Origin of the sequence: Streptomyces sp. enrichment culture, from assembly GCF_964272895.1 — a bacterium.
Classification (GTDB): Bacteria; Actinomycetota; Actinomycetes; order Streptomycetales; family Streptomycetaceae; genus Streptomyces.
In genome coordinates this window covers 4267501-4286569 of sequence record NZ_OZ186832.1, presented here as the reverse complement: position 1 = coordinate 4286569, position 19069 = coordinate 4267501, and the positions used below count along the sequence as shown (strand labels likewise).

16 protein-coding genes and 2 rRNA genes (1 of these 18 cut by a window edge) are annotated in these 19069 nt (G+C 69.6%); 3 read left to right on the top strand and 15 right to left on the bottom strand.

What is annotated here, in order from left to right:
• Positions 1 to 4: 4 nt before the first annotated feature.
• The 5 genes from ACSU6M_RS19370 to ACSU6M_RS19350 form a co-directional block, all read right to left on the bottom strand.
• Positions 5 to 1711 carry a uroporphyrinogen-III synthase gene (locus ACSU6M_RS19370; RefSeq protein ID WP_437071004.1) on the bottom strand — a complete coding sequence of 569 codons (1707 nt, stop codon included), beginning with the start codon at positions 1709 to 1711 and terminating at the stop codon, positions 5 to 7.
• On the bottom strand, positions 1708 to 2667 hold the full coding sequence (gene hemC, locus ACSU6M_RS19365) for a hydroxymethylbilane synthase (RefSeq protein ID WP_437071003.1): 960 nt from the start codon (positions 2665 to 2667) through the stop codon (positions 1708 to 1710). Before hemC ends, ACSU6M_RS19370 begins: the two co-directional genes overlap by 4 nt.
• Positions 2664 to 4427, bottom strand: a complete 1764-nt coding sequence (locus ACSU6M_RS19360) for a glutamyl-tRNA reductase (RefSeq protein ID WP_437071002.1) — start codon at positions 4425 to 4427, stop codon at positions 2664 to 2666. The genes hemC and ACSU6M_RS19360 overlap by 4 nt, the downstream gene beginning before the upstream one ends.
• Positions 4424 to 5182: a redox-sensing transcriptional repressor Rex gene (locus tag ACSU6M_RS19355; protein WP_437071001.1), complete on the bottom strand. Its 759-nt coding sequence runs from the start codon at positions 5180 to 5182 to the stop codon at positions 4424 to 4426. The genes ACSU6M_RS19360 and ACSU6M_RS19355 overlap by 4 nt, the downstream gene beginning before the upstream one ends.
• A 340-nt stretch (positions 5183 to 5522) precedes the next feature.
• Complete coding sequence (locus ACSU6M_RS19350) at positions 5523 to 5813, bottom strand: glutaredoxin family protein (protein WP_437071000.1); 291 nt, start codon at positions 5811 to 5813, stop codon at positions 5523 to 5525.
• Between the two features lie 85 nt (positions 5814 to 5898).
• On the opposite strand from ACSU6M_RS19350, the gene ACSU6M_RS19345 reads away from it, so the two are divergent.
• From ACSU6M_RS19345 to ACSU6M_RS19335, 3 genes are all read left to right on the top strand, one after another.
• On the top strand, positions 5899 to 6810 hold the full coding sequence (locus ACSU6M_RS19345; RefSeq protein ID WP_437070999.1) for an HAD family hydrolase: 912 nt from the start codon (positions 5899 to 5901) through the stop codon (positions 6808 to 6810).
• Between the two features lie 344 nt (positions 6811 to 7154).
• Positions 7155 to 7931, top strand: a complete 777-nt coding sequence (locus ACSU6M_RS19340) for an ECF subfamily RNA polymerase sigma factor, BldN family (protein ID WP_437070998.1) — start codon at positions 7155 to 7157, stop codon at positions 7929 to 7931.
• Between the two features lie 249 nt (positions 7932 to 8180).
• On the top strand, positions 8181 to 9434 hold the full coding sequence (locus tag ACSU6M_RS19335; protein WP_437070997.1) for a DUF5667 domain-containing protein: 1254 nt from the start codon (positions 8181 to 8183) through the stop codon (positions 9432 to 9434).
• 66 nt (positions 9435 to 9500) lie between these two features.
• Here the strand turns inward: ACSU6M_RS19335 and ACSU6M_RS19330 are convergent, their stop codons facing one another.
• From ACSU6M_RS19330 to ACSU6M_RS19285, 10 genes are all read right to left on the bottom strand, one after another.
• Positions 9501 to 10523 (bottom strand): lysophospholipid acyltransferase family protein, encoded by a 1023-nt coding sequence (locus ACSU6M_RS19330; RefSeq protein WP_437070996.1) that lies wholly within the window; start codon positions 10521 to 10523, stop codon positions 9501 to 9503.
• A 13-nt stretch (positions 10524 to 10536) separates the two neighbouring features.
• Positions 10537 to 11610 (bottom strand): NAD-dependent epimerase/dehydratase family protein, encoded by a 1074-nt coding sequence (locus tag ACSU6M_RS19325; protein WP_437070995.1) that lies wholly within the window; start codon positions 11608 to 11610, stop codon positions 10537 to 10539.
• A 262-nt stretch (positions 11611 to 11872) separates the two neighbouring features.
• Positions 11873 to 11971, bottom strand: coding sequence for a 30S ribosomal protein bS22 (locus ACSU6M_RS19320; protein ID WP_003948845.1), 99 nt, complete (start codon positions 11969 to 11971; stop codon positions 11873 to 11875).
• Positions 11972 to 12146: 175 nt separating this feature from the next.
• Positions 12147 to 12359 (bottom strand): helix-turn-helix domain-containing protein, encoded by a 213-nt coding sequence (locus ACSU6M_RS19315; protein ID WP_157842153.1) that lies wholly within the window; start codon positions 12357 to 12359, stop codon positions 12147 to 12149.
• Positions 12360 to 12488: 129 nt separating this feature from the next.
• On the bottom strand, positions 12489 to 13304 hold the full coding sequence (locus tag ACSU6M_RS19310) for a phosphatase (protein WP_437070994.1): 816 nt from the start codon (positions 13302 to 13304) through the stop codon (positions 12489 to 12491).
• Positions 13305 to 13444: 140 nt separating this feature from the next.
• Positions 13445 to 14617 carry an acetoin utilization protein AcuC gene (locus tag ACSU6M_RS19305; protein WP_437070993.1) on the bottom strand — a complete coding sequence of 391 codons (1173 nt, stop codon included), beginning with the start codon at positions 14615 to 14617 and terminating at the stop codon, positions 13445 to 13447.
• Positions 14568 to 15800 (bottom strand): MFS transporter, encoded by a 1233-nt coding sequence (locus ACSU6M_RS19300; RefSeq protein ID WP_437070992.1) that lies wholly within the window; start codon positions 15798 to 15800, stop codon positions 14568 to 14570. The genes ACSU6M_RS19305 and ACSU6M_RS19300 overlap by 50 nt, the downstream gene beginning before the upstream one ends.
• Positions 15801 to 15855: 55 nt before the next feature.
• The gene (locus tag ACSU6M_RS19295) at positions 15856 to 16506 is read right to left on the bottom strand and encodes an HAD family hydrolase (protein WP_437075226.1); all 651 of its coding nucleotides are present in this window, start codon (positions 16504 to 16506) and stop codon (positions 15856 to 15858) included.
• A 66-nt stretch (positions 16507 to 16572) separates the two neighbouring features.
• Positions 16573 to 16689: ribosomal RNA gene (gene rrf / locus ACSU6M_RS19290) — 5S ribosomal RNA — on the bottom strand.
• A gap of 87 nt (positions 16690 to 16776) precedes the next feature.
• Positions 16777 to 19069, bottom strand: a 23S ribosomal RNA gene (locus tag ACSU6M_RS19285) (it continues 830 nt past the right edge of the window).

The following is a 19069-nucleotide window of genomic DNA, read 5'->3' as shown; positions in this document are numbered from 1 at the left end:
TGGGTCAGGACGTCGCCCGGCGTCTGCGCGCCCCCGGCCGCCGCTCGCTCGGCCGGGTCACCGGGTCGCCGGCCTCCAGGGCGGCGGTCCGGCGCTTCATGCCGAAGTCGGCGAGGGCCTCGGCCAGCTTGTGGACGGACGGCTCGGGAGCCATGACGTCCACGCGCAGCCCGTGCTCCTCGGCGGTCTTGGCCGTGGCGGGGCCGATGCAGGCGATCACCGTGACGTTGTGCGGCTTGCCGGCGATGCCGACCAGGTTCCGCACGGTCGACGACGACGTGAACAGCACCGCGTCGAAGCCACCGCCCTTGATCGCCTCACGCGTCTCGGCCGGCGGCGGCGAGGCGCGCACGGTCCGGTAGGCGGTGACGTCGTCGACCTCCCAGCCCAGCTCGATGAGCCCGGCGACAAGGGTCTCGGTGGCGATGTCGGCGCGCGGCAGGAAGACACGGTCGATCGGGTCGAAGACCGGGTCGTAGGGCGGCCAGTCCTCCAGCAGACCGGCGGCCGACTGCTCGCCGCTCGGCACCAGGTCCGGCTTCACACCGAAGGCGATCAGCGCCTTCGCCGTCTGCTCGCCCACCGCGGCCACCTTGATGCCCGCGAAAGCCCGGGCATCGAGGCCGTACTCCTCGAACTTCTCCCGGACCGCCTTGACGGCGTTGACCGACGTGAAGGCGATCCACTCGTAGCGGCCGGTGACCAGGCCCTTGACCGCGCGCTCCATCTGCTGGGGGGTGCGCGGCGGCTCGACGGCGATGGTCGGCACCTCGTGCGGCACCGCGCCGTACGAGCGCAGCTGGTCGGAGAGCGACGCGGCCTGCTCCTTGGTCCGCGGGACCAGGACCCGCCAGCCGAACAGCGGCTTGGACTCGAACCAGGCCAGCTGGTCGCGCTGGGCGGGCGCGCTGCGCTCACCGACCACGGCTATCACGGGCCGCCCGCCCTCGGGCGAGGGCAGCACCTTGGCCTGCTTCAGCGTCTGCGCGATGGTGCCGAGGGTGGCGGTCCAGGTGCGCTGCCGGGTCGTCGTACCGGCGACGGTGACGGTCATCGGGGTGTCGGGCTTGCGGCCCGCCGAGACCAGCTCACCGGCGGCGGAGGCGACGGAGTCGAGCGTCGTCGACACCACGACCGTGCCGTCGGAGGCGCCGACCTCGGTCCAGCACCGGTCGGAGGCGGTACGGGCGTCCACGAACCGCACGTCCGCGCCCTGCGCGTCGCGCAGCGGCACACCGGCGTACGCGGGCACGCCGACGGCGGTCGCGATACCGGGGACGACCTCGAAGGGCACCCCGGCCGCGGCGCACGCGAGCATCTCCTCGGCGGCGTACGCGTCGAGTCCGGGGTCCCCGGACACCGCACGCACGACCCGCCTGCCGCCCCGCGCGGCCTCCATGACAAGATGTGCCGCATCCCGCACAGCGGGAGCGCCAGCGGTTGTTGACGCGCTGTCAGCAGCCGCCTGCTGAGGCGTGCCCGTGCCCGGATACGGGTCCGACGAGGGATCCGTGTCCGTGTTCACGACGGCGACGCCCGGCTTGGCGTGGGTCCTGACGACGTCGAGCACCTCGTGCTCGGCGACCAGGACATCCGCGTTCGCCAGCGCCTCCACGGCGCGCAGGGTCAGCAGTCCCGGATCTCCGGGTCCGGCACCGAGGAAGGTGACGTGCCCGTGTTCAGGACAGGCGGGAAGGGTGGTGGGGCTCAATGTGCTCGCTCCCCCATCAGACCGGCCGCGCCCTGGGCGAGCATCTCGGCCGCGAGGTCCCGGCCGAGCGCCACTGCCGCTTCGTGCGTCTCAGGCACGGGACCGGTGGTGGACAGCTGCACCATCCGCGTGCCGTCGGGGGTGCCGACGACGCCGCGCAGGCGCATTTCCTTGACAATCTGCCCGTCGGCCAGCAGGTCGGCCAGCGCGCCCACAGGGGCGCTGCAGCCGGCCTCCAGGGCGGCGAGCAGTGACCGCTCGGCGGTGACGGCGGCCCGCGTGAACGGGTCGTCGAGCTCGCCGAGCGCGGCGAGGAGTTCCGCATTGTCCGCGGTGCACTCGATCGCCAGTGCCCCCTGGCCGGGGGCGGGCAGAACGGTGTCGACCGACAGGAAGTCGGTGACCTCGTCGCTGCGGCCGATGCGGTTCAGGCCCGCCGCGGCCAGCACCACGGCGTCCAGCTCGCCGTCGTGCACGTACCGGATACGCGTGTCGACGTTGCCGCGGATCGGGACGGTCTCGATGTCCAGGCCGTGGGCGCGGGCGTACGCGTTCAGCTGCGCCATGCGGCGCGGCGAACCGGTGCCGATCCTCGCCCCGCGGGGGAGGTCGGTGAACTTCAGGGCGTCCCGGGCGACGATCACGTCACGCGGGTCCTCGCGGACCGGGATCGCGGCGAGCGCGAGCTCCTCGGGCTGCGTGGTGGGCAGGTCCTTCAGGGAGTGCACCGCGAAGTCGACCTCGCCCTTGAGGAGCGCGTCGCGCAGGGCGGTGACGAACACGCCGGTGCCGCCGATCTGCGCGAGGTTCTCCCGCGAGACGTCCCCGTACGTGGTGATCTCGACGAGCTCCACGGGCCGTCCGGTCACCTGGCGTACGGCGTCCGCCACCTGTCCCGACTGGGCCATGGCGAGTTTGCTGCGCCTCGTCCCCAGCCTCAGTGCCTTGTCACTCATGCCGGCCCTCGGTTCTTCTCGGTGCTGTTCTCGGCCCGGGAGACGGCGGCGACCGTCTCCTGGTCGAGGTCGAACAGGGTCCTCAGGGCATCCGCGTACCCGGCTCCGCCGGGCTCCGCGGCGAGCTGCTTGACCCGCACGGTCGGCGCGTGCAGCAGCTTGTCCACGACGCGCCGCACGGTCTGCGTGATCTCCGCCCGCTGCTTGTCGTCGAGCCCGGGCAGCCGCCCCTCGAGGCGGGCCATCTCGCCGGCGACCACATCGGCGGCCATGGTGCGCAGGGCGACCACGGTCGGCGTGATGTGCGCGGCCCGCTGCGCCGCGCCGAAGGCGGCCACCTCGTCGGAGACGATACGGCGGACCTGGTCCACGTCGGTCGCCATCGGCGCGTCCGCGGACGCCTCGGCCAGCGACTCGATGTCCACCAGCCGCACCCCGGCGAGCCGGTGCACGGCGGCGTCGATGTCCCGCGGCATGGCGAGGTCCAGCAGGAACAGGCTCGGTTCCGGCCGCGCCGGGATCACCGGCTGCTCCGGCTTGCGCCGCTCGGGAATCCGCCCGACGGTCGCCGCGGTCGCGGCCAGCGCGCTGATCAGCTCGGCATCGGCCTCGGGCGTACGCCGGGCACTGTCGCGGCGGGTGGCGGTGCCGCCCGCGACCCAGGCGGCGTGCTGCTCCAGGGTCGCGGCATCCATACCGGCGACGGCGGCTTCGCCCATGACGGAGAAACCGGGCTGCACGGCGGCGAGGTCGAGCGGGCAGTTGTCCTCGCCCACGGGACCTGCACCGACGGCGGGCAGCCGCCCGCCTTCGTGGTCCGCGGGCGGTCGTGCCGCCCGGGCGGCACGGGTGGGCGCAGACGGCACCCCGCCCGCGCCGGGCTGCGCGACGCCCTCGCGGTCAGCCCCCGCACCGGTGACCCGCCCGCCGACAGCCGCGGCAACGGCCTCGGCGGTCAGCACCAGCCCCGTCGCCCCCGTACACGACACCGCGACATCGGCACGTGTCAGCTCTTCCGCCACCGACTCCATCGGCACCGCACGAGCCACCGCGTCCGAGTCCTCGGCGTCACCGAGGATCTGCGCGAGCCGCTCGGCCCGCTCGAAGGTCCGGTTGGCGACGACGACCTCCGCCACCCCGGCCCGCGCCAGCGTCGCCGCGGCCAGCGACGACATCGACCCGGCCCCGATGACCAGCGCCTTCTTCCCCGCGGCCCACGCCGAGACGTCACCGCCGCGCGCCAGCTGCTCCAGCCCGAACGTCACCAGCGACTGCCCGGCCCGGTCGATCCCGGTCTCGGAGTGCGCCCGCTTCCCGACCCGGAGGGCCTGCTGGAACAGGTCGTTCATCAGCCGCCCGGCGCTGTGCATCTCCTGCGCACGGGCGAGCGAGTCCTTGATCTGCCCGAGGATCTGCCCCTCGCCGACGACCATCGAGTCCAGCCCGCACGCCACCGAGAAGAGGTGGTGCACGGCCCGGTCCTCGTAGTGCACATAGAGATACGGCGTCAGCTCGTCGAGTCCCACCCCGCTGTGCTGCGCCAGCAGCGTGGACAGCTCGGCGACACCGGCGTGGAACTTGTCCACGTCGGCGTACAGCTCGATGCGGTTGCAGGTGGCCAGCACCGCGGCCTCGGTGGCCGGTTCCGCGGCGACCGTGTCCTGGAGCAGCTTGACCTGCGTGTCCGCGCTCAGCGCGGCTCGCTCCAGGACGCTGACCGGGGCGCTGCGGTGGCTCAGCCCGACGACGAGGATGCTCATGCCGGCATCACGGCGGGTACGTCCCCGTCGGGCCCCTTCTCGGCGGACTCCTTGCGCGTGGCGGCCGGCACGGTCGCCTCGGGGGCGCCCTCCTCGCCGGCCTTGCGCTGCTCGTGGAAGGCGAGGATCTGGAGCTCGATGGAGAGGTCGACCTTGCGCACGTCGACGCCGTCCGGCACGGACAGCACGGTGGGCGCGAAGTTCAGGATGGAGGTGACCCCGGCGGCCACGAGCCGGTCGCAGACCTGCTGGGCGGCGCCGGCGGGGGTCGCGATCACACCGATGGACACACCGTTGTCCTGGATGATCTTCTCCAGCTCGTCGGTGTGCTGCACGGGAATGCCCGCGACGGGCTTGCCGGCCATGGCGGGGTCGGCGTCGATGAGCGCGGCCACACGGAAGCCGCGGGAGGCGAAACCGCCGTAGTTGGCGAGCGCGGCGCCGAGGTTGCCGATACCGACGATCACGACCGGCCAGTCCTGGGTCAGGCCCAGCTCGCGGGAGATCTGGTAGACGAGGTACTCGACGTCGTATCCGACACCACGGGTCCCGTAGGAGCCGAGGTAGGAGAAGTCCTTGCGCAGTTTCGCGGAGTTGACCCCCGCGGCCGCCGCGAGCTCCTCCGACGAGACCGTCGGCACCGAACGCTCGGAGAGCGCGGTGAGGGCTCGCAGGTACAGCGGAAGCCGGGCGACGGTGGCCTCGGGAATCCCTCGGCTACGGGTCGCCGGTCGGTGAGTTCGGCCAGTTGCCACGGTGCTCCTGCGGGTAGAGCGGGGCTGCAGGCGGTCATACGTCCCCAGACCGCCCCGTCGACAGCAGGCTATGTCTTTGTGAACGCGTGCACAAAGATGGTGTCCGATTTGCCCGGCCAACGTGACCGGGGTCACGCGCCCCCGGCGCACCTGCGGGGAACCGGCGCATACACACCGTCGTTCCTTCTGTCCTGGGGGCAAAACCGCACACTCTCCTCAACGATCCCTGCCCCCGAGACCACCTCGCCATCGATCCTAAGCGACTTTCCGGACGCTTTGGACTGGTCGGTCAGTGACTTGTTTCTCGACCGGCCTTCGAGCGGGCGCCCCCGCGGCCCGGCTAGCCGGCCAGGGCCCGACGCAGCCGCCCCTCGTCGACGCGCCAGAAGGTGTGCTGCTCGCCGTCGACGAGCACCACGGGGATCTGCTCCCAGTACAGACGGTTGAGCTCCTCGTCCTGGGTGATGTCCTTCTGCTCCCAGGGCACCCCGAGATCCGCGCACACCTTCTCGATGACGGCCTGTGCGTCATCGCACAGATGACACCCCGGCTTGCGGATCAGTGTGACCAGCCGGTCCTGTGGGGCCGGTGAGGCGTTCTTCCGGCGAAAAATGGGACTCATACCGGCCATTGTTCAATGACACGGTGGCGAAGAGTTCACAGCGCCGGAACCTCGCCGGTCCGGAAGCTCCGAACAAACTGGCTATGCTCACGCCATGGCCGCTCTCGGATGGCTCACTCCCCGTAGGCGCTCCGCCACGGCGCGGAGCGTGTTGGCAGGCGAGGCTTCGGCTGAGGCCGCGCGCAAGTCCGCCCCCGCGGTTCCCGAGGAGGAACCGGAGTTCCCGGTGCTCGGCGACGACAAGGCCGCCGCGTTCTTCGACCTGGACAACACCGTGATGCAGGGCGCCGCCCTGTTCCACTTCGGGCGGGGCCTGTACAAGCGGAAGTTCTTCGAGACCCGTGACCTCGCCCGGTTCGCCTGGCAGCAGGCGTGGTTCCGGCTGGCCGGCGTCGAGGACCCGGAGCACATGCAGGACGCCCGCGACTCCGCCCTCTCCATCGTCAAGGGCCACCGCGTCTCCGAACTGCGGTCCATCGGCGAGGAGATCTACGACGAGTACATGGCCGAGCGGATCTGGCCCGGCACCCGCGCCCTCGCCCAGGCCCACCTCGACGCGGGCCAGAAGGTCTGGCTGGTCACCGCCGCCCCGGTGGAGATCGCCCAGGTGATCGCCCGCCGCCTCGGCCTGACCGGCGCGCTGGGCACGGTCGCGGAGTCGGTGGACGGCGTCTACACCGGCAAGCTGGTCGGCGAACCCCTGCACGGCCCGGCGAAGGCGGAAGCGGTCCGCGCCCTGGCGTCGGCGGAGGGCCTGGACCTGTCCCGCTGCGCGGCGTACAGCGACAGCCACAACGACATCCCGATGCTCTCCCTGGTCGGCCACCCCTACGCCATCAACCCGGACTCCAAGCTCCGCAAGCACGCCCGCCAGATGGACTGGCGCCTGCGCGACTACCGCACCGGCCGCAAGGCCGCCAAGGTGGGCATCCCCGCGGCAGCGGGCGTGGGCGCGGTGGCGGGCGGCACGGCGGCGGCCATCGCCCTCACCCGCCGCCGCCGCTAGCCGGCGCACGCCGGCCCCCGCAGACCCGCACAGCGAAACGCGGCCAATCCAACGGACGTACCCCCGCACCGCCCTGTCCAGTCCTCTTGTCCGCGGACTGCCACAACACGCCCCGGATCCACCCGGAATCCGAACTCAATCGATCAACAACCTGTCACTACCCGCCACTTGATGGGGCGCCAATCGGTTACAGAAGCGACGTAATCGATGATTTGAGCAACTCGGTGTAGCAGTGCCTGCACGAAGCGTTATTCTCCTCAGACGCAAACCGGTACCCCTCCGTCGCTACGACGGGTGAACGGTCCCGCACTGCACGTGATGGAAGCTCTGCCTCTGGGAGTCCCGTGTACCCACACGTCGGGGTTGACGCCTCGGGCCTGGCTACGCTGCGCGCAACGGTCCTCGACCTGTTGCGCGGCTTCGTCCCCACCGCGTACGCCGTCCCCGCCTTCGCCACCGCCGCGCCCCTCGGCCCGTGCTACGCACTCGCCGAGGGCAGCGCCGCGGTCGGCAGACGAGGACGCTCCGCCGGCGCGGCGCCCACCACCGCACGCCGCCCCGCCGCCGACAGCGACAGCGCCCGCATGATGGACCTCGTGGAGCGCGCCCAGGCCGGCGAGGCCGAAGCCTTCGGCCGCCTCTACGACCAGTACAGCGACACCGTGTACCGCTACATCTACTACCGCGTCGGCGGCAAGGCGACCGCCGAGGACCTGACCAGCGAGACCTTTCTCCGCGCACTGCGCCGCATCGGCACCTTCACCTGGCAGGGCCGCGACTTCGGCGCCTGGCTCGTCACCATCGCCCGCAACCTCGTCGCCGACCACTTCAAGTCCAGCCGCTTCCGCCTGGAGGTCACCACCGGCGAGATGCTCGACGCCAACGAGGTCGAGCGCTCCCCGGAGGACTCCGTCCTGGAGTCCCTGTCCAACGCCGCGCTCCTGGACGCCGTACGCCGGCTCAACCCCCAGCAGCAGGAGTGCGTCACCCTCCGCTTCCTCCAGGGTCTGTCCGTCGCCGAGACCGCGCGGGTCATGGGCAAGAACGAGGGCGCCATCAAGACCCTCCAGTACCGCGCCGTCCGCACGCTCGCCCGGCTCCTCCCGGACGACGCGCGCTGAAGATCACATCACCCGAACCGCCACCGTTGGTGACCCTCAACTCACGGTCAGTAAAAGTCCGTTGACTTCTCGATCCGATCATCCGCCGTCCGTAACCCAAGTGCCGCGCCGCTCGTTGTGCGGGATGCAGGCTCCCTGTGGTCACGTCCGAACCAGGCCCGCTCACACGATCGGGTGCAAGCGGTCGAGGGCGTGCAACCTTCAGGATCCCCGGGGAGTCGACCGTCATGACGAGAGGAGGTGCCGCCAGTGATCGCGAACGTATCGGCGCACCGGCGGGCGAACGCCTTCGCCCAGGCCCTGGAGGAGCAGTCCGATCAGGGCACGGCGGCCGAGCAGTCCGAGGCGGACGCCCCGGCACCCGCGGAGCAGACCGAGCAGAGCCGCATGCTGGCCCTCGCCACCGGTCTCGGCGAGCTGCCCAAACCGGAGCTCGACCCGGAGGTCAAGGTCGTCCAGCGGGCCCAGCTGGTGGCCGCGATGGAGGCCATGCTGCAGGCGGGTGCCACCGGAGGCGAGGCTGCGGACCCTTCGGTGCCCGAGCAGCGTTCCCCTCGGGCGAGAGGCGCTCACCGGGCGACCCCACTGGGCAAGTTCCGGCCGCGCACCCGGCTGGCCAAGGGCCTCACCGCGGGCGGGCTCAGCGTCGGTGTCGCCGCGGGCGCCTTCGGCGGAGTCGCCGCCGCCAGCTCCGACGCCCTCCCCGGTGACTCGCTCTACGGCCTCAAACGCGGCATCGAGGACTTCAAGCTCACCTATCTGGCCGAGGGCGACACCGAGCGCGGCGAGGTCTATCTCGACCACGCCTCCACCCGCCTCAGCGAGGCCCGCCGCCTGATGGAGCGCGGCCGCGGCGGCCACCTCGACCACGAGGTGCTCGGCGAGATCCGCCGCGCCCTGTCCGGGATGCGGCACGACGCCTCCGAGGGCCACCGGCTGCTGCGCGAGGCGTTCCAGCGCGACCCCGACTCCCTCGGCCCCCTCCAGGCGCTCTCCGCCTTCTCCCGCTCCCACCGCGAGGCATGGGGCGCCCTGCGCGAGAAGCTGCCGGTCCAGCTGGGGGACGTCAGCGACGAGGTGTCGTCGATCTTCGACGCCATAGACCAAGAGGTCGCCCCGCTGCAGTCCCTCCTCCCGCAGCCCCCCGCACAGAACGGCGGCGGCGGCGCAACGGGCGGCGGCAGCCGGCAGGGCAGCGGACCGTCCATGTCGACGGGCAGCGACTCCGGCACCGGCCGCACCAGCGCGCCCAGCGCCGGCAGCAGCACCGCGGACGGCAGCGGCGGCACCCACACCGGCAGCCCGAGCAAGCCGGCCGGTTCCGCCGCCGACGACGGCCTCCTCGGCGGCAACACCGGCGGCCTCCTCGAACCGCCGCAGGACACCAGCCCCGTCTCCCCCTCCCAGAGCAGGACGCCCACCGCCGAACCGGACGTCACGCTCCCGCCCCTGCTTCCGGGCCTCCTGCCCGGCCTGGGCATCGACGGCGAGGAAGCGGAGTAGCCGTTCCCGTACGACAGCGGGGGCGCCCTTCCCGAGAAGGGCGCCCCCGTCGTCGTACACCAGCGCCTAGAAGAACACCGACCGCCGCTGCACCAAGAGCTTGTACAGGGTGTGCTGGATCTGTTCCCTGACCTGGTCGGTCAGGTTGAACATCAGCATCGGGTCCTCGGCGGCCTCCGGCGGATAGCCGTCCGTGGGGATCGGCTCGCCGAACTGGATCGTCCACTTGGTGGGGAGCGGGATCGCGCCGAGCGGGCCGAGCCAGGGGAAGGTCGGGGTGATCGGGAAGTACGGGAAGCCCAGGAGGCGGGCGAGGGTCTTGGCGTTGCCGATCATCGGGTAGATCTCCTCCGCCCCGACGATCGAGCACGGCACGATCGGCGCCCCCTGGCGCAGGGCCGTGGAGACGAAGCCGCCGCGGCCGAAGCGCTGGAGCTTGTAGCGCTCGCTGAACGGCTTGCCGATGCCCTTGAAGCCCTCCGGCATCACCCCGACCAGCTCGCCCCGGCCCAGCAGCCGCTCGGCGTCCTCCGCGCAGGCCAGGGTGTGGCCGAGCTTGCGGGCGAGTTCGTTGACGACCGGGAGGACGAAGACCAGGTCCGCGGCGAGGAGACGCAGATGACGGCCGGCCGGGTGGTGGTCGTGCACGGCCACCTGCATCATCAGGCCGTCCAGCGGCAGCGTCCCCGAATGGTTGGCGACGATCAGCGCGCCGCCCTCCGAGGGGATGTTCTCGATGCCCTTCACCTCGACCCGGAAGTACTTCTCGTACACCGGGCGCAGCAGGGACATCAAAACCTGGTCGGTGAGCTCCTCGTCGTAGCCGAAGTCGTCGACCTCGTAGTCCCCGGTGAGCCGGCGGCGCAGGAAGGCGAGCCCGGCGGCCACCCTGCGCTCCAGGCTGTCCGGCTGCTGCGTCTCGGAGGTCGTCACCGGGACATCGTCCTGCACGGGCGCCCTCGTGGGCAGGGGCTGGACCTCCGCCGTCTCGCCCGGCCTGCTGCCCGTGCTCCGGCGCCGGGCGGGCCGCTGAGCGGCGCCCCCGCGGGAGCGGTCCTCGTCGAACGGAATGACCTTGGCGTCCGCCATCGTGATGCGCTCCTCAGTTGGCGCTCTGCGTCGGGGGGTTGCTCGGGAGGGGGCCGCCGCCCGCCAGGGGCAGTGCGGCGATCCGGTCCACGGCCCCCGCGAGGGCCTCGGGCGGCAGCAGTCCGGGACCCTGGCCGCGGGCGAAGTCCGCGAACGTCTCGGCGGTCGTGTACTTCGGCTGGAACCCCAACGTCTCACGCATCTGGTCCGTCGATACGACCCGGCCGTGGGTGAGCAGCCGGATCTGCTCGGGGGAGAAGTCCGTCACTCCCAGCGTACGCACCAGCGTGCCCGCCCAGGTCACCGCCGGCAGCAGCAGCGGCACGGTCGGGCGGCCGAGGCGGCGCGAGCACTGGGAGAGCAGCAGCACGCCGTCGCCGGCGATGTTGAACGTGCCGCTGTTGAGCGTGCCCCGCGCGGGCTCGTGCGAGGCGATCCGCAGCACCTCGATGACGTCGTCCTCGTGCACGAACTGCAGCCGCGGGTCGTAGCCGAGGACCGTCGGCAGCACGGGCAGGGAGAAGTACGAGGCGAGCGGCGAGTCGGCGCTGGGGCCCAGGATGTTGGCGAACCGCAGCACGCACACGGCGACGTCGGGGCGGCGGCGCGCGAAGCCGCGTACGTATCCCTCGACCTCGACCGTGTCCTTCGCGAAGCCTCCGCTGGGCAGCGACTTGGGCGGGGTCGTCTCGGTGAACACCGCCGGGTCGCGCGGCGCCGAGCCGTAGACGTTCGTGCTGGACTTCACCACCAGGCGCTGCACGGCCGGGGACTTCTGGCAGGCGCCGAGCAGCTGCATCGTGCCGATGACGTTGGTCTCCTTGACCGTCGTCCGGCTGCCGCCGACGGGCGAGGTCGCGGTGACGTCCATGTGGACGACCGTGTCGGCGCCGGTCTCGGCGAGCACCCGCGCGATGGTGGGCTGCCGGATGTCGGCCTGGACGAATTCCGCGCCGCCCAGGTGGTGCTCGGGCGGCACCGCGTCCACGGCCACCACCCGGTCGACGTCCGGGTCACGCTGGATGCGTCGCACGAACCGGCCGCCCAGCCGTCGGGCCACTCCGGTGACGAGCACGACCTTGCCCAAGATCAGCGCCTTCCTTCCGCGTCGCGGTGTTCCGGTTCCCTGGCCCGCTGCCGCGGTCCCGTACCTGCCGCGTTCCCCGTGTGCGGCCAACTTAGCGGGTCGGTGTGGCGCTGTGACGACCGCCGGATGTGGGAGGTGACAAGAAAGTGCCGGTGAGCAAGTGCCGGTGGATATGCGCGTGGCCCCCCACCGGGTTCCGGTGGAGGGCCACAGCGACGCCGTCGTCGGGCCGCCACCGCTCACACGGGACGGCCCGAGGCGCTTACTTCTTGTTGCGACGCTGAACGCGCGTGCGCTTGAGCAGCTTGCGGTGCTTCTTCTTGGCCATCCGCTTGCGCCGCTTCTTGATAACAGAGCCCACGACTACCCTCGCTCACTTCTCATCACTCGGTGTTTGGGCGCCATGGGCCCACACGACCTACGAGGGGCTAGCCTACCCGCCCGAGCGCTGAGACCGTAATCGAGGGGCGCGGGGAGATCCACAAGAGACCGGTATTGCCCTGAGTTGCCCGGAACAGACCTCCCCGGCCTCGTCGTCAGGCGGTGTCCACCCCCACGTAACTCTCCCGCAGGTACTCGTGGACCGCTTGCTCCGGGACGCGGAACGATCGTCCCACCCGGATCGCGGGCAGATGACCGCTGTGCACCAGGCGGTACACGGTCATCTTCGACACTCGCATCACCGAGGCGACCTCCGCCACGGTGAGAAACTGAACCTCGTTCAGAGGCCTCTCGCCAGCTGCAGCCATGACACACCTGAACCTTCCGCACTCGACGGCCACCGGCTTCCCCTTCCGGTGACTCTTCGTCGTTGCGTGCTCACTCCCCAATGTAGGGGCGGGTGATGCGAGTGGGGAAGAGGTGCACCCATCGGCGGCCTACTGTGACAGACACGCCCGATTGAGTACGTAGCGGGTCAGCGGGCGGTAGTAAACGGACCGCACAGCGTCATCAAGTGGAACGACCACGGACACGACGCCCTCGGCCTCGCCCACGAAGAGCGCGGGGTCGTCGGTGTCGGCCAGCCCGATCGCCTCGAACCCCAGCTGACCTGCTCCGCAGACCCATCCGTGGTCGCCGATGACCAGCCCCGGAAGGGGGCCGCCGGCCTCGGCCGCGGCGGCGAGGGCGGTACGAACCGGGAGCGGCGAGTGGGTGTGTGCGCCGGTGGCACGGGCGGGGACGGTCGCGCCGGGTTCGCGCACCAGCGCGACTCCTCCTACGTAATCGAGGATGTGCGTACGTAGGCCGAACCTAGTCGTTATGTCGACAGAGCGACCCGTCGCTGGGGTGAGGACAGTACATCCCGCCGTCGACAGCGCGTCCGCCAGCGCGGCGTAGAAGCCCAGGAGGCGGTGGGGGTGTCCGGTGCCGAGCAGCACGGGCACCCGGCGCCGGGCGGCCGCCGCGAGCCGCTCCGCGAAGGCGTCCAGCGCGGCGAGCGTGCGGTGCGGGTCGATCACATCATGCCCTGTCGTGCAGCCCGGATCGGCCGAAACCCCGCACTTCTCCGCCATCAGCTCGATCAGATCCCGCGCTTCCCACGCCCCCTGGGGATCAATACCGATCAACGCCCTCGGATCCCGCGCCGCGAACAGCCGATAACTGCGCAGGCTCTCCTCCCGCGACGTCGCCACCGACCCGGCCAGCCGGGCAGCGACCAGATGCGCCCGCAGGGCACGGCGACTCACCATGCGGCGATGGTGACGGACCCCGCCCCCCGCCCGCGCCCGAAACACCCGAACTGCGCACGGTTGGCGTAAGCCTCCCTCCGGCCTGCCTCCCGCCTCCCTCCGGGACGCCTACGGCGGGGCCCCTCTCCGGGCGCCGCGCCCTACGCCAACAACCCCCGCAGCGGAAACACGGCCTGCCGAACCGCCCGTACCGCCTGGTCCAGCCGGTCCGCAGGGTCGTACCCCGCCTCCCAGTCGGCCCACGAAACCGGCCACCGCCCGTCGGTCATCCGCATCGGCGCCAGCTGCCGGGTGGCCGCGTACACCTCCTCCCGCCAGCTCTCCGGAATCACCGTCTCCGGGGCGATCTCCCGCCCGGCGGCGATCCCCACGAGATGCGTCCACGACCGGGGCACGACGTCCACCACCGCGTATCCGCCCCCGCCGAGGGCGACCCACCGCCCGTCGGCGTACTCATGGGCCAGCGAGTGACAGGCCAGCTGCACGGCCCGCTGGGCGTCGAGCGACACCGCGAGATGGGCCAGCGGATCCTCGACATGCGTGTCGGCGCCGTGCTGCGTCACCAGCACCTGCGGCCGGAAGTCGGCGATCAGCTCCGGCACCACCGCGTGGAACGCCCGCAGCCACCCCGCATCACCCGTCCCGGCCGGCAGCGCGACATTCACCGCACTCCCCTCCGCCGATGCCGCCCCCGTCTCCTCGGGCCACCCCGTCTGCGGGAACAGCGTCCGAGGATGCTCGTGCAACGAGATCGTCAGCACCCGAGGGTCCTCCCAGAACGCCGCCTGCACCCCGTCCCCGTGATGCACGTCGACGTCGATGTACGCCACCCGCTCCGCCCCGAGCTCCAGCAGCCGCGCGATGGCGAGGGAGGCGTCGTTGTAGATGCAGAAACCGGCCGCGCCTCCGGGCATCGCATGATGCAGCCCGCCCGCGAAGTTCACCCCGTGCAGCGCCTCCCCGCGCCACACCGCCTCCGCCGCCCCGACGGACAGCCCCGCGATGAGCGCCGACACCTCGTGCATCCCGGCGAACGCCGGATCGTCCAGCGTCCCGATCCCGTACGCCCCGTCGGCCCCCTTGGGGTCCAGCGACGCCGCCTTCACGGCCTCGATGTAGTCCTGCCGGTGGACGAGCCGCAGCGTCGACTCCCCGGCCGGCTTCGCCGAGACGACCTCCACGTCCCGGTCCAGCCCGAACGCCCCGACCAGTCGCCGGGTCAGGGCCAGCCGGACCGGATCCATCGGATGTCCGGGCCCGAAGTCATACCCCGTTACTGCCTCGTCCCACATCAGCTGTGCGCGGCCGCTCATGCCCGCCACCGTATCGGTCCGGTTGAGCCGCGAACGACCGGGCATACACGAGCGTCACCAGCACCAACACCATCGGCACCACCATCGCCCCGCGATAGCTCCACACGTCGCCGAGCGCCCCCACCAACGGAGAACCGATCAGGAAGCCCACGTAATTGAAGACGTTCAGCCGCGCGACCGCCGCATCCGACGCACTGGGGAACAGCCGCCCCGCCGCCGCGAACGTCTGCGGCACCAGCACACACAGCCCCAGCCCCAGCATCGTGAACCCGCACATCCCCACCCACGCCCCGGGCGCCGTCGCCACCACGGCGAACCCGCCGGCCGCCACCAGCGCCCCCGCCCGCACGACGGCCACGGCCCCGAACCGCCGCACCCCGAAGTCCCCGACCGCCCGCCCCACCAGCGTCGTCACCATGTAGACGTTGTACGGAACCGTCGCCAGCTGCTCCGAACCGCCCAGCACGTCCTGGAGGTACTTCGCACTCCAGTTGGAGACGGTCGAGTCCCCGATGTACGCGAAGGTCATCACCAGACAGAGCGGCAGCAGCGCCTTGAAGACGACGGCCTCCCCACCGGCCGCCCCCTCCCCGCCGCCGGCCCGCTCCCCCACACGGGCGGCGCCGCCCCCGTCGACGTACCACCGGCTCCCCAGCAGGCACAGCGGCAACAGCACGACGACGACCGGCAGATACGACACGAACAGCGCCGCATCCCAGTGCGCCCCCGCCCACGCCAGCGAGGCCCCGAGAATCCCGCCGAGGCTGTACGTCGCATGGAAACCGAGCATGATGCTGCGCCCGTACGCCCGCTGCAGACTCACCCCGAGCATGTTCATCGACGCGTCCAGCGCCCCCACGGCCAGCCCGAAGGCCCCGAGCGCCACGGCCAGTTCGGCCATCCGCTCCCCCGCGCCGACCCCGAGCAGCGCCAGGAGCACGACCGGCTGCGACCACCTCAGCACCGCACTGGCCGGTACGCGCCGCACCAGCCGTTCCGTCCCCACACTCCCCACACCGGCCAGCACCGGCACCGCCGCCAGGAAGACGGGCAGCAGCGCGTCGGAGACCCCGTACCGGTCCTGGATCGCCGGAATCCGCGTCACGAGCAGAGCGAAGGCGACGCCCTGCGCGAAGAAGGAGAGGGCCAACGAGGCCCTGCCGCGCCGCAGCACATCAGTCATGGCGGCGAGCGTAGGGCCCCGCGGTCCGGCTGGATACGCCGAAGCTGAATTTCCCTCAGCTTTGCCGGAGAAGCCCGGTGAGCTCCTTCATGGAGGAGAACAGCCGGGTGGCTCCCGCGAGTTTGGCCTCCGGCGTCATGGCCGTGAACCCGTACACGTCCATCCCGGCCGCCACCGCCGCCTGCACCCCCAGCGGACTGTCCTCGACGACCACGCACCGCTCGGGCGCCACCCCCATCCGCTCCGCGGCATGGAGGAACAGATCCGGCGCCGGCTTCCCCCGCCCCACATCCTGCGCACTGAAGACCCGCCCGGCATCGAACCACCGGTCCAGCCCGGTCGTCCGATGCCCCACCCGAATCCGCTCATGGCTCCCGGACGACGCCACGCAGTACGGCACCCCGGCGGCCCCGAGCCCCTCAAGCACCTCGGCGGCCCCGTCCACCGCCTTCAGCTCCCGCTCGAACGCCGCGAACACCCGCGCGTGGAAGACATCGTCGAACTCCGCCGGCAGCCGTCGGCCCGTCCGCTCCTCGATCAGCTCGTGGATCCGGTGCATCGCCGAGCCCATGTAGTCCCGGATCGACTCCTCATAGGTCGTCGGATGACCGACCTCCGTGAGGTACTCGGCCAGCAACCGGTTGGAGATCGGCTCACTGTCGACGAGCACACCGTCGTTGTCGAAGATGACGAGGTCATAGCGCATCTGCATACCTCGACCCTAAACGCAGAAAACCCCGCACCGAAAGGTGCGGGGTTTTCTCCAAAAATTGTTCGGCGGCGTCCTACTCTCCCACAGGGTCCCCCCTGCAGTACCATCGGCGCTGTAAGGCTTAGCTTCCGGGTTCGGAATGTAACCGGGCGTTTCCCCTACGCTATGACCACCGAAACACTATGAAACTCTCAACCGGAGCCGTAGCCATGACTACAACGGTTGTTCGTGGTTTCAGAACCAACACAGTGGACGCGAGCAACTGAGGACAAGCCCTCGGCCTATTAGTACCGGTCAACTCCACACGTTACCGTGCTTCCATATCCGGCCTATCAACCCAGTCGTCTACTGGGAGCCTTACCCCATCAAGTGGGTGGGAGTCCTCATCTCGAAGCAGGCTTCCCGCTTAGATGCTTTCAGCGGTTATCCCTCCCGAACGTAGCCAACCAGCCATGCCCTTGGCAGAACAACTGGCACACCAGAGGTTCGTCCGTCCCGGTCCTCTCGTACTAGGGACAGCCCTTCTCAAGACTCCTACGCGCACAGCGGATAGGGACCGAACTGTCTCACGACGTTCTAAACCCAGCTCGCGTACCGCTTTAATGGGCGAACAGCCCAACCCTTGGGACCGACTCCAGCCCCAGGATGCGACGAGCCGACATCGAGGTGCCAAACCATCCCGTCGATATGGACTCTTGGGGAAGATCAGCCTGTTATCCCCGGGGTACCTTTTATCCGTTGAGCGACGGCGCTTCCACAAGCCACCGCCGGATCACTAGTCCCGACTTTCGTCCCTGCTCGACCCGTCGGTCTCACAGTCAAGCTCCCTTGTGCACTTACACTCAACACCTGATTGCCAACCAGGCTGAGGGAACCTTTGGGCGCCTCCGTTACCCTTTGGGAGGCAACCGCCCCAGTTAAACTACCCATCAGACACTGTCCCTGATCCGGATCACGGACCCAGGTTAGACATCCAGCACGACCAGACTGGTATTTCAACGACGACTCCACCTGAACTGGCGTCCAAGCTTCACAGTCTCCCAGCTATCCTACACAAGCCGAACCGAACACCAATATCAAACTGTAGTAAAGGTCCCGGGGTCTTTCCGTCCTGCTGCGCGAAACGAGCATCTTTACTCGTAGTGCAATTTCACCGGGCCTATGGTTGAGACAGTCGAGAAGTCGTTACGCCATTCGTGCAGGTCGGAACTTACCCGACAAGGAATTTCGCTACCTTAGGATGGTTATAGTTACCACCGCCGTTTACTGGCGCTTAAGTTCTCAGCTTCGCCCACCCGAAGGTGAGCTAACCGGTCCCCTTAACGTTCCAGCACCGGGCAGGCGTCAGTCCGTATACATCGCCTTACGGCTTCGCACGGACCTGTGTTTTTAGTAAACAGTCGCTTCTCGCTGGTCTCTGCGGCCACCCCCAGCTCACGGAGTAAATCCGATCACCAGGAATGGCCCCCCTTCTCCCGAAGTTACGGGGGCATTTTGCCGAGTTCCTTAACCATAGTTCACCCGAACGCCTCGGTATTCTCTACCTGACCACCTGAGTCGGTTTAGGGTACGGGCCGCCATGAAACTCGCTAGAGGCTTTTCTCGACAGCATAGGATCATCCACTTCACCACAATCGGCTCGGCATCAGGTCTCAGACTGTATGCAAGGCGGATTTGCCTACCTTGCGTCCTACACCCTTACCCCGGGACAACCACCGCCCGGGATGGACTACCTTCCTGCGTCACCCCATCACTCACCTACTACCAGCTCGGGTCACCGGCTCCACCACTCCCCTTCACCCGAAGGATCCGGGGCGGCTTCACGGGCTTAGCATCACTGGATTCGATGTTTGACGCTTCACAGCGGGTACCGGAATATCAACCGGTTATCCATCGACTACGCCTGTCGGCCTCGCCTTAGGTCCCGACTTACCCTGGGCAGATCAGCTTGACCCAGGAACCCTTAGTCAATCGGCGCAAACGTTTCTCACGTTTGTATCGCTACTCATGCCTGCATTCTCACTCGTCAACCGTCCACGACTACCTTCCGGTGCCGCTTCACCCGGCAGACGACGCTCCCCTACCCATCAACACACCCGTTGGGGCTATATGTGTCAATGACACGACTTCGGCGGTACGCTTGAGCCCCGCTACATTGTCGGCGCGGAATCACTAGACCAGTGAGCTATTACGCACTCTTTCAAGGGTGGCTGCTTCTAAGCCAACCTCCTGGTTGTCTGTGCGACTCCACATCCTTTCCCACTTAGCGTACGCTTAGGGGCCTTAGTCGATGCTCTGGGCTGTTTCCCTCTCGACCATGGAGCTTATCCCCCACAGTCTCACTGCCGCGCTCTCACTTACCGGCATTCGGAGTTTGGCTAAGGTCAGTAACCCGGTAGGGCCCATCGCCTATCCAGTGCTCTACCTCCGGCAAGAAACACACGACGCTGCACCTAAATGCATTTCGGGGAGAACCAGCTATCACGGAGTTTGATTGGCCTTTCACCCCTAACCACAGGTCATCCCCCAGGTTTTCAACCCTGGTGGGTTCGGTCCT